The organism is Eubacterium uniforme (assembly GCF_900167115.1).
Classification (GTDB): Bacteria; Bacillota; Clostridia; order Lachnospirales; family Lachnospiraceae; genus Eubacterium_S; species Eubacterium_S uniforme.
Genome location: NZ_FUXZ01000002.1, coordinates 188897 through 204356, shown reverse-complemented (window position 1 = coordinate 204356; position 15460 = coordinate 188897). Strand labels below are relative to the sequence as shown.

The following is a 15460-nucleotide window of genomic DNA, read 5'->3' as shown; positions in this document are numbered from 1 at the left end:
CTATATTCCTTTATCTTTAATTATTGGTAATATCCTTTTTGTTATTATTGTAGATACAATACAAAGAACTACATCTCCTGGTACTGCTAATACAAAACAATATAAAAACAAACTTGTAATACTTATAGGATCATCTAACCATAGTTTTCGCATTAAATAGCAATATATCATGCCGCAAAAATAAACTATTATCAAACCGGCAAAGCATCCAATTAATATATTTATGTTATTAAACTTGCCATTATAAATTATTAATCCAGTAATATAAGTTCCAAAGATAAAACCAATTAAATATCCAAATGTGGGTTGAAAAATATAAGATATACCTCCACCATTTGAAAATACAGGTATGCCCATAAGTCCAAGTAATATATATATTATTACAGCCATAGCTCCTCTATTCTTTCCTAGTAAAGTTCCCGCAAGAGTTGTAAAAAGAAATTGTAATGTAAATGGGCATAAGGGAATTGGTATCTTAATAAATGCTCCAACCATAATAAGAGCACTAAACATAGATACTAATGTCATATCTTTGATATTAATATTTTTATTAATAGTATCGCTTCTTTCCATAATTTCACTTCCTTCCAGCTTGATATTATAGCATTGCTTTTACATATCGTCAACCGTACAAAAATACGAAGGGTGACAATTGAGCAAAAAAAGATTATATTAGCATTTAATATACTAATATAATCCTTTTATTATTTATTGAGTTTTCTCATAAATCTAGCAAATGCTTCCTTACCTTTATCATCTCTTTTAAAAACACCTGCATCTTCTAAAACTCTTAAAAATACTTTACCAATCTCAATTTTTAATATCTTTTTTGTATTTCTTCTATTAAATTGATATTCATCTTTAAATGTTAAGAACCAATCATAATGTTTACCAATCTTTTCATCATCTTTAAAATCTCTATTATCAATAATAGCTTCGCCAAGTAATTTCATTTCTTCTTTTAATCTTGATGGTAAAACAGCAAGTCCCATAACTTCTATAAGACCAATATTTTCCTTCTTAATATGGTGTAGTTCAGCGTGTGGATGATATAAGCCTAAAGGATGTTCATTCGTTGTGATATTATTTCTAAGAACAATATCAAGTTCATAATAAGCACCCCTTTTTCGTGCAATTGGCGTTATTGTATTATGACGTATCTTTTCTGTATATGCATATATATATACTTTCTCATCATTATACTCTTTCCATGTATTAAATATCTTAGTACCAAGTTCAGATAATCTGTCAGTATCCTTAGCTCTTAGTCTAATAACTGACATAGGCCATTTTACAATACCAACTTTAATATCTTCAAATCCTTTAATTTTAAACTCTCTTTCAATAGGTGCCTTAGCCATAGCAAAATCATAGTTGCCACCCTGAAAATGCTCATGAGTAAGAATTGATCCACCTACTATAGGTAAATCTGCATTTGAACCAACAAAATAATGTGGAAAAATCTTTACAAAATCAAATAACTTTTTAAAAATTTTCTCATCAATTACCATTGGTACATGTTTACTATTTAATACGATGCAATGTTCGTTATAATAAACATATGGCGAATACTGAAATCCCCATTCTTGTCCATTTATAACTAGAGGAATTATTCGATGATTGCCTCTTGCTGGATGGTTAACTCTTCCAGCATAGCCTTCATTTTGAATACATAATTGACATTTTGGATATGATTTCTTCTTGCTCTTTTTTGCAGCAGCAATTTCTTTTGGATCCTTTTCTGGTTTAGATAAATTAATAGTGATATCCAATTTACCAAATTCAGTTTCTGTTTTCCACTTAACATCCTTTGCAATCCTGTATCTTCTAATGTAATTTATATCCTGATTAAATTTATACAAATAACTAGTAGCATTCTTAGGTGTCGTTTTTTTATAAATCTCATTAAACTTCTCTATCACCGATGAAGGTGGTGGAGTTAATTTTGACATAATTTTTGTATCAAATAAATCCCTATATGTCGTTGTATTCTCTTTTATCAACCCTTTATCATAGGCATAATCAAGCATGCCTTCTAAAATCTTTTCTAAATCATCCTCTGATTTATATGAATCCTCATAATAATCTTCAAGTTCAAATAATTCTAGTAATGAATTGATTACATATACCCTATCGTATTTTGAGATTATTTCATTATCTTCCCCATATTTTACAAGCTTTGCAATATACTCATATATATCGATCATTATATAACCTCTTTTTTCCTTTTTATGTCAGAATATAAAATTAAAATTTGACAGGACCATCACCTATGTTAACTACATAAAATGAAGCGTCATATCCTATTATGTTTTTATAAGCATTACCAACATTATTTATAAAATCATTAGTATTTTCTGATTTAACAATTGCTACTCCACAGCCACCAAATCCTGCACCTGTCATTCTTGCACCAATAACGCCTTCCTGTTTAAGTGCTTCATTAACAATGGTATCAAGTTCTATACCGGTAACCTCATAATCATCTCTTAACGATTCATGACTCTTAATCATAAGTTCACCAAATGTTTTTAAATCATTTGCATTAAGTGCTTCAACTGCTTCTACTGTTCTTTCATTTTCACTAACAGCATGTTTAGCTCTCTTGATTAAGATTTCATCATTTATTACAGATTTTAATTCATTAAATTTTTCAACAGTCAAATCACCTAACGAGTTTATATCTGTTACAGTTTTAATTTTTTCTAGTGCCTTTTCACACTCAGATCTTCTTTCATTATATTTAGAATCACCCAGTCCTCGTTTTTTATTTGTATTTAAAATAACTATATTTGAATCTTTCAATACTACTGGTGCATATTCAAAACTTAAATCAGATGTATCAAGGAATATTGCACTATCTTTTTTGCCCATTGCAATGGCAAACTGATCCATAATGCCGCAATTCACTCCTATAAAATCATTTTCAGCTTTTTGGCCTATAAGTGCATTCTTAATCATATCAATGTCAATATCATATAAGTCCTGACATATGAAACATGTTAACACTTCAAGTGAAGCTGAAGATGAAAGTCCCGAGCCATTTGGTATTGTACCACATATAGCAACATCAAATCCACTAGTAATTTTATAACCTTCGTTTTGTAACGCCCAGATTACACCTTTAGAATAATTAGCCCAATTATCCTTCTCTTCATTCTTAAGATTATCAACAGAAGTTTCAATAATACCTATTTCTTCAAAATTCATAGAATAAAAACGTAATTTATCGTCATCTCTTTTTCTTGCAACAGCATATGTTCCAATTGTTAAAGCACAAGGAAATACATGACCACCATTATAATCTGTGTGCTCTCCGATTAGGTTTACTCTTCCCGGCGCAAAATATGCTCGTATATCTCCAAAATCACCGAATTTTTGCTTAAATATATCTAATAATTTATCCTTCATACTCTCTCCTCTCTATTAGGATTAAATATTAATAAAAGATTTCCTGTAATCTAAATTATACACTAAAATCTCTAATTACTTTTAAACTTGGAAGTGCATTACCATCATAATCAAATAATGCCTGATTAGCCCATTCATTACCACATGGACCTGGATCATTAATGTATTTTAATGATTCTTTATTAGCCCATCCACTTCCCTTAATCGGAATCCATGCTGGTTCCCAATAAAAGAATCCATTACCTAATCCATTAGGTATATCTTTTATGATTTCAAGAACATTTTCTATAAAATCACTTTGTCCTTCTTTAGTCATAGGGTAATCAACATCAGCAGATCTTTCCTTAGTAGCTGCCATTCCCTTTCTTTCATTATCCGAAAGTCCTTCTTTATCAGCATAATCCTCTGTAGTAAATCCCATTCCAAGTTCAACGATGTTTATAGGCTTATTGTAACGTTTAGCTAAATCATCAACATTTGCTTTTAGTTTATCTAGCCCACCTTGCCAGAAAGGATAATATGAAAGTCCAATAATCTGAAAATCACCACCATCGTTTTTTATATAATTATCAAACCATTCAACACACTTTTCATTATTTCCACCACAATCTAAATGAATCATGATAGGAACATCTTCACTAATACTTCTAACAGCATCAATACCACTATTAATTAGCATTGTAATTTCTTTGAAATTTGGATATTTAGCCACAGGCCAAAGTAAACCATTAGTCAATTCATTGCCTACCTGAATCATTGTAGGAAATACTTTTTCACTTTCTAATTTCTTTAAAGTTTCATATGTAAAATTATAAAGTGATTTACTAAGATGATTAATATCCATTCCTCTCCATGCTTTTGGAATATTCTGTTTTCCAGGATCTGTCCAAAAATCACTATAGTGAAAATCTAATAAAAATCCCATTCCTAAAGCTTTTGCTTTTTTTGCAATGTAAATAAGAGTATCTAAATCATTTGTACCTGCACCATATGGATTGTTATTCTCATCATATGGATCATTCCATAATCTGATTCTAACGTAATTACACCCATAATCCTTTAAAATTTCCAAAACTTCTTTTTCTTTATTTTCATCGAAATATTTTGCACCACATTCTTCTAATTCTTTTAATGTGGATACGTCCATACCTTTTATAAACTCCACCATAATCAACCTCTTTTCTTTTTCTTATTCTCTTTTTTTAATTCTCTTTTTATTTATTCAAAAAACTGTAAGCACATGTAATCTGTGCTTACAGTAAATCTTATAAATCAAAATTAGTAAATCTTTTAAGCATAGCTTTGTATCTGAATCTTACCATTTCGTTCTTTTCAAGAACATCCTTTTCATCACCTCTGTACTGGCAACGTATGCAGTAAAATTCATCCTTATCTTTGTCATAAAACATATCGATGTCTAAATCCCTCATAAAGCATGATGGACATCTGTAATTTAATTTGCCTTTTCCAACTTGAGCCATGATTTGCACACCTCCCCTTCCTTAATATTTTTCTTAAGTCCGAGTGTAAACATTGGTGAGAATGCATAACCCTCTCTTATATAAGATACACCATCATTTGAATCAGTGTATAAAGATACTTTTGTATCAATGGCATCAATCACTGCTTCAGTATTCTTTCCACCATCAACAATTTCTTCTCTACATTTGTATTCATAGATTATTTCTTTTGTTAAATCATCAGATGAAGCTGTAAGTTTAATTCCATTCATATCTTCAGGATATTCTGTTGTACCATAACAAGCTACCATGTACTCATTAAGTTCAACCTTAGCATTAGGATTACTCATACTTAAGATTTCTCTTTCAATACGAATAGTTCCTTCACCTTCCTTAAAGATAACTTTTGTCTGAAGTTTTACAGTAAGGTCATAGAATTCAATGTCAACTGGTTTAAGTGTGACAATTCTTTCGTCACCTTCCTGTGAGAATGATGCTGTTGTTCTACATAAAGCTAAATCTACTTCTTCACCATTATATGTAAGTTTTGCACTTCTAATGGTACCTTCACCAGCGTAATGTGTAAAGTAACCAGCTCTATATTTCTCCTGAATAAGGAATGGATATGAAGCATCCTGTACATGCTTTGTACCAATACCTACTGGCCAATACAATTTAGAAGCATATGGACGAAGGTCTACAATTGCACCACCCTGTTCCATGTTAACACATGCTCTCATGTATGGATCGCAATACCAGAATAACTGCTTATCTGAACCATACAAAATATCTCTCCAAAGAGCACATTCAGGTTCTGTATATGTCTTCTTTTCTCTATAATAATCAGCAAATTCAGCCATTGTCATATCAACTAATTTGCCTTCTTTTTTAAGTTCACCGTAGTATGCACATCCATCTTCATAACTCTTTAAAAGTAATTCGTATGGTGCTTCCCATCTGCCCATCTTATTCATCCAACCTGGTCCAACAAACATCATGTTATATGAATAACCATTATTGTATTTTTCAAGAGAACGATACTGATCAATCAAATTATATAAATATGGATACTCCCAAGTTTTGCTATCATAAATCATACCACGAAGTACATTCTGTGGATGTGTTCCAAAGTTAGAACCATTACCATCATAACAAGCAATTAAATCTCTTGATAAATGAGGTATTGCTACAATTCCACTATCTTCGGATTCATTAGCTGCAGGAGCGTGTGTGTTCTGTTTTGAAGGAATCCATGGATTCCATGGGCCACCATCAAATAATGTATACCATGAATTATTACATGTATGGTATGCCTTAGGTCCTTCTTCCCAACATGTTGCAACCGCACACTTAACAGATGGATATTTTTCTTTAATATAGTTTGTTAAGTCAGCATCCATGTAATATGAACCTGTTGATTCTGGGTAAAAACCAAATTTATCATAAAACTTACCAAATACATCATCAACAATTGACTTCTTATCTTCCATTGAAAACATCCAAATACAGAAATCTTTTGTTTTGTATTTTTCTCTAAACTCTTCACAAGGAAGACCTAATAACGAAAGTGCAATTTCATCACCATATTTCTCATGATCTTCTTTTGCTAAAGCAACAGCCTCATCATTAAAAAGTGAAGCATATGTCATTTGAATAGTTGTTTTCAATCCGTTCTTATGAGCAATTGCTTGCTGTGTTTTAAAAATATCGAGCGACTCAGTAAGCAAAGCCTCTCTACCTATATCTTCTTCTTTGCCATGTCCTGTAACCTTTTCCGCATATTCAGGTACCATTTCAGGACGATGAATAATATTTACTATAAACTTATCCATCTTTATCTCCTTTCTCTTTTTTTCATATGTGAATATTTCTCTCTTTCACTAAAAAAATTGTAACATAGTTATTAATTCATCGTCAATTTGAAACCATCATAAGTACCTGTTTTTGCCTTATTTTATGCGATTTTTATACAAGTACAGTTTAACTTGTATCTAAAAATACCGGTTCATAACGATTATGTATACAATCATTATGAACCGGTAAACAAATTACATATTAGATTTTATAATCAATGAAATATCATTAACTATTTTCTTTTAGCTGATTTAAGTTTTGAAGCATTGCTATATACTTTAACTTTCTTACCATTCTTTCTGAATGCGAATACTTTATAGAAATACTTCTTACCCTTACTAGCCTTCTTGTCTAAGAATGAATGTTTCTTAGCACTCTTAAGTGTAGCAACTTTCTTAAAGCCTTTTTTCTTATTTGTTGAACGATAAACTACATATCCGTTAGATTTCTTAACTTTCTTCCATGTAATCTTAATTCCGCTCTTAAGACCTTTTGCTTTAACCTTAGAAACTTTACCTGGTGTCTTAACTTTTACAGCCTTACTTGCTGCAGAGTAACCATATTCATTGCTTCTTGCAACTACTGTAAACTTAACTGTCTTACCAGCTTTACCATATTTAACAATCTTGCTTGTCTTAGTTGTACCAGCAACCTTCTTACCATTTGCATAAATAGCATAGCTTGTTGCTCCGTCAACTGCCTTCCAAGTAATTTTAACCTTTGCACCCTTAGTTGCTTTAATTGATTTAACTTTAACCTTTGTTGGAGCACTTAATTTAGCTTTGTTCTTGCATTCTTTATCTGTGTAATATTCAACAGCCCATGTATTTTTGCCGTTCTTTAAATCTCTGTAGAAGTAAAGTTTAACAAAGTTATTAGATGTAGCCTTGAACTGTGGATTAGCAGCACCCTGTGAACCTGTAAGGTTAGTTGCATTCCAATCCTTCTCTGTATATACATTAAATGCATATGTTGTGCCCTTTACAGCCTTACCAAGTTTAATTGAGTAAACATCGTTACCTTCCTTAGCAAGTACATCTGGCCAAGTATCTTCTTTCTTTTCGTATGCTTTGCCATCATCATCAACACCCTTAACGAAATCACCAGCCCAGTAATTGCTAAAGATACCCTTACCAGCATCTGTGTTTGTATAAGCTGTTGTTGAACCAGCAACATAGTATGTCCAATCTACGAAGCTATCTGCTTCTTCCTGAGTCTTAAATACCTTATTGTACTTAATATATGCTTTATTTCCAGCTGATAAGAATGCTTTAAATCTTGAAAGGTCAGCATCTGATGTTGAGATATCACCATAATCGCCAATATCTGTCTGCCAGATTGTACCTTCTTTATCAGCTTTATCGCCCTTACCATAATCTTCATTCTGTGGATTAACAACTACCTGGTAACCACCATAAATAGCTTTATAACCCTTAAATACATACCAGCCATTACCAACTTCAGTCATAGGATAACAATTTCTACCCCAATATGTCTTTGTAGCTTTCATTCCTGGTATATCTGTATTAAATGCTAAGTAAAGATCTTTAGAACCTGTAACACCATAGAAATAATAAATTGCTACTTCGTCAAATTCTGTTGGTTCTTTACATTCAGTATCATCAAAATATTCAACTGTAAACTTGCTGTTTACTAAATCATATGTAATCTTAACATAAGCATCAGCTACTGCAAGGAATGAATAATTATTCTTCCAAACCTTACCGAACCAGCTCTTGTCTGCATATACATTAAGAGCATATGTTTCAAACTTCTTAGCTTTTTCCTTTGAAACCCATGTTAACTTCTTGCCGTCAGATGATTTTTCCATCTGATCAAGCCAGTTAGCATCACCAACATATCTGTTTTCGGCTTCAACGAAACGATAATTATCCTGAGCCCAATAGTTACTAAAGATACCCTTATCACAAGCTGGTTCAAATGCACCAGTTGATCCTGCAATATAGTAATTCCAACCGAATGCTTTATCAAATGCTTCAGCTTCTTCAACAGAATCAAATAATGTATTGTACATTACGTATGCAACTTTCTTTTCAAATAATGCATTGTATTTTTCATTATTAGTATCTGCTGTTTTAACATCACCGTAATATCCAAAATCAATGATCCATGTTGTATTTTCATTATCATTGCTATTTGTAGGATATACTTCGCTATGTGGATTAGCTACAATTTGGAATCCACCGAAATCTTTATATACATCAAATGTATACCAATTATCTTTACCAGCCACCTTCTTAAGTGGGAAACATGTTCTATTCCAATATGTTTCTTTATAAGCATTACCTAATTTATCAGCATCCTGAGATGAAGCAATAGCAGCTTTAGCAAATGCTATTGTTAAAGTATCATTTGCTACATCTTTATCACCTGGATAATATACATAAATTGTAGCCATTGGATTTTCAATTTTAACTAATTCTGTATATGTATCATCTGTATAAATCTTATATGAAACGATTTTACCTACTGAATCAAAGTATACTTTTAAGAATCCAGTAGCAGGAATTTCATAATCTGACCAATTGATAACAACATCATTCCAGCTGCCTTTTGGACCATAAACACCATTTCCTAATACAGCGCCATTTAATACTTTTCCAAATTCATAAGAATACATACCATCACTTAATTTTGTCATAGGCTGTAAAGAACCATCTGTTCCAAAATAGAAATCAGGTTTTTCTGTTGTATCTTCAATTAAATTTTTATAATCTGAATCTTCATATACTTCATATGTAACTGTACCAGCTGCAGAATCATAAACTACCTTACCATATCCATCAGCATAGATAATATAACTTCCCCAATCTACAGCTACATCATTCCAATCTAAACTATTATAAACGCCAAATTCAGCGTTACCTTTATTAACCTGACCAACCTTAAGTGAATAAACACCTTCAGATTCTTCAGTCATCTTATTGCCTTCTGATAAATCATTACTAAAGCCAACATAATATGCTTTTTCAATGATTTCTTTAGTATATTCAGCATCTTCATATACTTTAATTTCTAAAGTATGACTAACTGTATTAAATACAAGTTTAACGTAACCAGCAGGAATTGCCTTTGTACCAAATTCATACTTAACATTCCAATCAGTATCTTCTGTTACAGTAACCCATTCATTTGTAGTTTCTTCAACTTTACCAAGTTTATATGTACATGTACCGTCATTTTCCTTAGTCATAGCTGTTAATGTAGGCTGGAATGTTCCAACTGCAACATAATAGTCCTTATCAACTACAGCAACTTCTTTTGAATATGTATCATCTGTATAAACCTTTGCAACTATTGTTGATTTATCATAATCTTCTTCATCAACTGTAGCAAATACTTTTACATATCCAGCTGCAGCAACAGGAATATTTTCAAAATACTTAACTGTACCCCATGTTTCGTCATAATATACTGTTGCTTTAAATGTACTAAGTTCTAAATAACCTAATTCATAGGAATAAGTACCATCCTTTTCCTTAGTCATTTTAACTTCAGTCCAATCAGCACCAAATGCTTCTGAATTACCTGCAATCCAGTATTCTTTTTCTACTGGCACTTCTGTAGATGTATAAGTAACTGAAATATCACTTACATTAAACCAGTTATCTGAAGTCCCTGTACCAGCAAGGAATAAACCTATTTTTGTCTGAGTTGTTTCAGAAACACTGAATGTAAGCGTAAATTCATCTGGATTTCCCCAAGTGTTAGTAAGAGAAACTGATGAAGTCTCAACTTTTCCACCTACATAAGGATAAGCATCAACCTCACTGCCTAAGCCCTTAAATTTAACAGTATATGTACCTGCATTTAAAGTTTTAGTTTCTTTTGTAACAACAGTAGAAACCGCATCCTCTACTCCCCAAAAGGAATCTCCCTGTTTTGCAAAATCAGCTGTTGAAAAGCCAGCACCAGAATCGCTACCGTACCACGCATTACCGTAGTCCCAATAATTTTCACTTGCCATTGACTTTTCATCACTTGTAATAAGATCATCTCCAACGGCTAAATCAGCTGCCGCAACAGGAACATAATCAATGTTTGTAACAGTCATAGCTGCTACTAAAAGTCCTACTAAGAGTTTCTTTAAATAATTCTTCATAAACTCTTCTTTCTCCTTTCGTATAAGTATTTGTTGCCTTGTAAGAAACAACCTAACAAAATTATAACATATTTTAGTCACTGTAACAATGCAATATACATATATAAATTGCTTTTATTTTTTTGTGCAAAAGCTACAAAAAAAGAGCCGCTTGCGCGACTCTTTTTAGAAACTATTATTTCACTACCGGTTTCTTAGCACCAGTCTTTTTAATTTTCTTTTTATAAGCTTTCTTATTAGCCTTTGGTACCTTAAATTTAGCCTTTTTCTTAATTCCCTTGAAGCAAGATTTACCAAACTTTGTAATAACTTTAGATTTAATTGTAATCTTCTTAAGTTTCTTACAGTTAAAAAATGCCTTGCTTCCAACAGACTTAACATTTTCACCGATAACAACACTTGTAAGTTTCTTATATTTCTTAAATGCATTTTTACCAATTGAAGTTACTTTATAACTATAACCATTAATCTTAACAATTGCAGCAATTTTAACAGATTTAACAGTTTTCTTTTTAGCACCAAGTATGCTTACTTCACCAAATGTTCCATCAGATTTAGCTGATTTAGTAACTTTATACTTATATGTCTTATCTGTAATAACTTCATTTTCCTTAGGACCTGTAGTTACTTCAGCGTTTAAACTTCCAGGATTTAATACACATTCTTTTGATGAACCATATACTCTTCCAAATCCATTATCATAGTATGGAACAACCTTAAAGTTATACGTATTAACATTATCTACATTAATATCAACAGACGTTGTAGCTATTGGTTTTGTATCAATCTTATTGTAAGCTTCATTACCTTTTCTAGCATAGATTTCATAGCCATCACCTTCACCACCTGATGTGAATACCCATGATAATTTAGCTTTTGTATCTGAAAGTCTTTCTGCACTAGCTGAAACAATTCTATCTGGTACATGTACTGTTACACTTGCGCTTTTTCCATTATTATATCCATTTGCTTTAGCAATAACATTAATTCTATTAGATCCTGCATAACTTGCTACAACTTCATAACTTAATACATCACCTTTAACTGTTGCAACAGTATTACCACCAACTTGAACTTCGTATTCAGTTGCATTTTCAACCTTGTTCCAGTTAATTACATACGTATTTTCCTTAGTTGATGATGAAATTGTTACATTAGGCTTATCAAGTGTACCATATACAAATTTACCTGTATCAGCAGGATTACTATATAACTTACCATCTGATAATACATAATATACACTACCCTTTACGATTTCATCATAAAGTTCTGTACCACCATCTAAACCGATATTTACTAACCATGAAACTGTATCTTCTGTATGACCTTTAGAAGTATCATAAATCTGGAATCCACCATCCATAGTTGAGAATTCTAATTTATACCAGCCTTCTCCAAGATCATCTGATGCATCTTTCATAACATAGAATTTCTTACCATCCCAACCTTTAATTGTAAATGAATCACCAGCATTTTTAACTGTTGTACCAAACATTAAACTTATTTCATCTCTGCCTAATCCATATACATAGAATGTAAATTTAATCTTTCTTACATCCTTCATAACTTCATCTGAGTTAGCGAAAAGACTTCCATCATGATAATATGGCGTTTTGCTTGAAACTATGTCGTGGAAATCAGAATCATTTGCTGAATATAATAAGTTTGTCTCACCATTAACAACTTCATAAATATCAAACTTTCCATAAGTTCCATTAATTCTTAACTTATACCAGTTTTCACCATATGATAAGTCATCATTCATATAATAAGCGCTCTTACCATTAATAGTTAAGTCTTTTTCTACTCCATCTATATCCTTAGCAAATGCTAACGCAATTTTACCTTCGCCACCATAGTATGCTCTAAAAATTGATGATAAATAGTTTTCTTCATTCATATTAAATTCAGTTTTAACTTTAACAGCAGCCTTAGGCATAATAAATTCATTATTTGTAACTTCTACAATTTTATTATTTGAATCAATTACATTAACTTTAACTAAACTATATTTACTATCTGTTGAAATATTTAATTTAACTTTATTGCCAGGTTTAGCATTTGCTTTATCTGCTACAACATTTCCACCAACGCTTTCAATTACATCAACTTTAAACTCACTTTCATCACAAGCATTATCAAGTAAAGTAATTGCGTTGTTAACATCTGTTGTTGATGCTTCATCATTATTCAAAACAGTCTTTGCATTAACAATTGCATTGCTTAAACTATCATTATTCTGAGTTACATTATTATTAGCAATATCATATTCAGCCAAAGCAACTCTATATTCTAATAAATCTTTACCGCTTAAGTTCTGACCTTTTCCACAGTATTTTACTGAAACAACATCAATATTTGACCATTCATTCTTTAATACATTAGTTGCATTTACACCAACAGTAAGTTTTGAAGAATTTGTTATATTTACATAGAATTCAAATTTCTGATATGAAGAGCATGGATCAAGTTTAATTGAATTCTTTATTTCACTTGTGTTATCACCATCTTTAACATAAAGATTTACATTATTAACATTACCAAACTCATAACATGAAACTAAATACATACCTGAGCCCTGGTTTGAAATATCAATTTCCTGATAGCAATCTACATCATAATTATTAAATCCATCAGTCCAGATTGATAATTTGTGATTTGCATCCTTTGCATCAGAAGTTCTAGCCTCACTGTATATTGGTTTAGTTTCACTATTACCAACAGTTGATGTAGTAACCCAATTATCAATATTTCTACTCTTATTAATATTAGGATTTTCAAAACTTCCATTCTTAACAAGTTCGTCTGAAACTATACCTGGAGCAATAGTAACATATGCATATACATCACCGTCATAACCATCAACTTTACCTGTTACAACATATTCACCTTCAACACACGTATTTATACTTGCAAGTTCATCTGCATTCCAAGATACATCTGCATTAATTGTTTTTCCGCCGTTAACTACAGCTTTAACCTTTGAAGGTAATTTAATCTCTTCAGCAAATCCAATTCCAACATTAACATTATCAACGCAAACTATTGATTTATCTACAACTTCAACAGTAGCATAAACAGTACCGAATCCATCCACTGTACCTTCAATTGTATAATCTGAAATCTTGCTTGTATCTACTAAAGCAATTTCATCTTCATTCCATTCAACATCTTTTTTAAGCATGTTCAATGATTTTAATTCTATTTCAACTTCTTCAGGCATTGAATCCTTATTAAATACTGAATCTTTGTCAACTTCTAAAATGATAGGAGCAAAATTCTTAATATCTAATGCAGAAGTAGTTCCTTTATAAACATACTTAAATACATTAAGTGCTTCCATGGCTTTAATGTTAAGTCCGCCAGCTGCCTTAAATAAAGCTAAATCAGTTGTAGCACACTTACCACCACCATTCTTTGCACCTTCATCATATTCCTTAGCGTTATCACTAGCCCATCCAGTACCAGTTTCATTATATCCAAGTCCTACATCAACCCAAGCTGGTTCCCAGTAGAATACACCAATACCACCAATTTCACTAACCCTAGCAATTAGGTCACGTAAGAATATTGACATACCTTCTTCAGACTGACCATACTTTGCATATACACCATTTTCATCAGATGTGTTTCCTGTGTATCTATAACCAACTTCAGCAATCATAACCTGAATGTTTTTACCTGTTTTAGGATTAACAACTTTAGTTGCACCTTCTAAATTTGCACAAATACCATCAATATCACCATGCGAGCCCCATTCAGGATAGAATGATGAACCAAAAACATCAAAATCCACATTATGATCAATCATTCCCTGAACAACATCCTTATAATTAAAATGAGCCTCATTTGTATAATGAATTACTGACTTAATATCTGTTTCATTATCAATATTGTACTGTCTAAGAGCATTACATCCACTAGCAAATGCTTTATAAAAATATTCATCACTCCAACTAAAACCACAAATTCCTGAAGTTGTTTCATTACCAACCTGAATCATTTTAATATTTGTAGCTCCAGCATCCTTTAATGTTGTAAGACTATCATATGTAAAATTATAGATTTCATCTATAACTTCATCTTTAGATAAGTTCTTCCATGCCTTAGGTCTTGTTTGTTTTCCTGGATCAGCCCAAAAGTCTGAATAATGAAAATCTAATAAAACATTAAGACCAGCTTCTTTAGCTGCAAGTGCCATCTTCTTAACATAGTTAATATCACACACACCTGCACCATAGCTATTACCTACTGTTTTTTCTGTTTCGCCAGCTAAATATGGATCATTCCAAAGACGAAGTCTAACATAATTAATACCTGCATCAGCCATTAATTTATATAAGTCTTCTTCCTTACCATCAACATTAACATATCTAACGCCTGCATCAATAAGAGCCTGAGCACTTGAAACATCAGCTCCCATATAAAAATCTTCTGACAAACCATCTACTTTTTCTACCGGAAGATTAGATATGTATCTTCCTGATTCATCAAAGTTATCAGCTGCATAAGCATAATCAATATCACCAGGAATTAGTGATGTAACCATGGCCATACTCATTGCAATTGATAAAACAGTTTTTTTCAATCTTTTTCTAACCATATACTCTCC

General features: G+C 31.8%; 8 protein-coding genes. All 8 read right to left on the bottom strand.

Features of this window, described 5'->3' with window-relative positions:
* The 8 genes from B5D16_RS00795 to B5D16_RS00760 all read right to left on the bottom strand — a co-directional run bounded on the left by B5D16_RS00795 (position 1) and on the right by B5D16_RS00760 (position 15451).
* Positions 1–573 (bottom strand): biotin transporter BioY, encoded by a 573-nt coding sequence (locus B5D16_RS00795; RefSeq protein WP_078765048.1) that lies wholly within the window; start codon positions 571–573, stop codon positions 1–3.
* Between the two features lie 131 nt (positions 574–704).
* Complete coding sequence (galT, locus tag B5D16_RS00790) at positions 705–2207, bottom strand: UDP-glucose--hexose-1-phosphate uridylyltransferase (RefSeq protein WP_078765047.1); 1503 nt, start codon at positions 2205–2207, stop codon at positions 705–707.
* A gap of 40 nt (positions 2208–2247) precedes the next feature.
* Entirely contained in the window at positions 2248–3411 is a 1164-nt protein-coding gene (locus B5D16_RS00785) for a galactokinase (RefSeq protein WP_078765046.1), read from the bottom strand.
* Positions 3412–3466: 55 nt separating this feature from the next.
* Entirely contained in the window at positions 3467–4579 is a 1113-nt protein-coding gene (locus B5D16_RS00780) for a glycoside hydrolase family 53 protein (RefSeq protein WP_078765045.1), read from the bottom strand.
* Between the two features lie 97 nt (positions 4580–4676).
* On the bottom strand, positions 4677–4892 hold the full coding sequence (locus B5D16_RS00775) for a hypothetical protein (RefSeq protein WP_078765044.1): 216 nt from the start codon (positions 4890–4892) through the stop codon (positions 4677–4679).
* Complete coding sequence (locus B5D16_RS00770) at positions 4865–6703, bottom strand: hypothetical protein (protein WP_078765043.1); 1839 nt, start codon at positions 6701–6703, stop codon at positions 4865–4867. Before B5D16_RS00770 ends, B5D16_RS00775 begins: the two co-directional genes overlap by 28 nt.
* Before the next feature lie 254 nt (positions 6704–6957).
* Positions 6958–10848, bottom strand: a complete 3891-nt coding sequence (locus tag B5D16_RS00765) for a fibronectin type III domain-containing protein (RefSeq protein ID WP_078765042.1) — start codon at positions 10846–10848, stop codon at positions 6958–6960.
* 175 nt (positions 10849–11023) lie between these two features.
* On the bottom strand, positions 11024–15451 hold the full coding sequence (locus tag B5D16_RS00760; protein ID WP_159444239.1) for a glycosyl hydrolase 53 family protein: 4428 nt from the start codon (positions 15449–15451) through the stop codon (positions 11024–11026).
* Positions 15452–15460 lie beyond the last annotated feature (9 nt).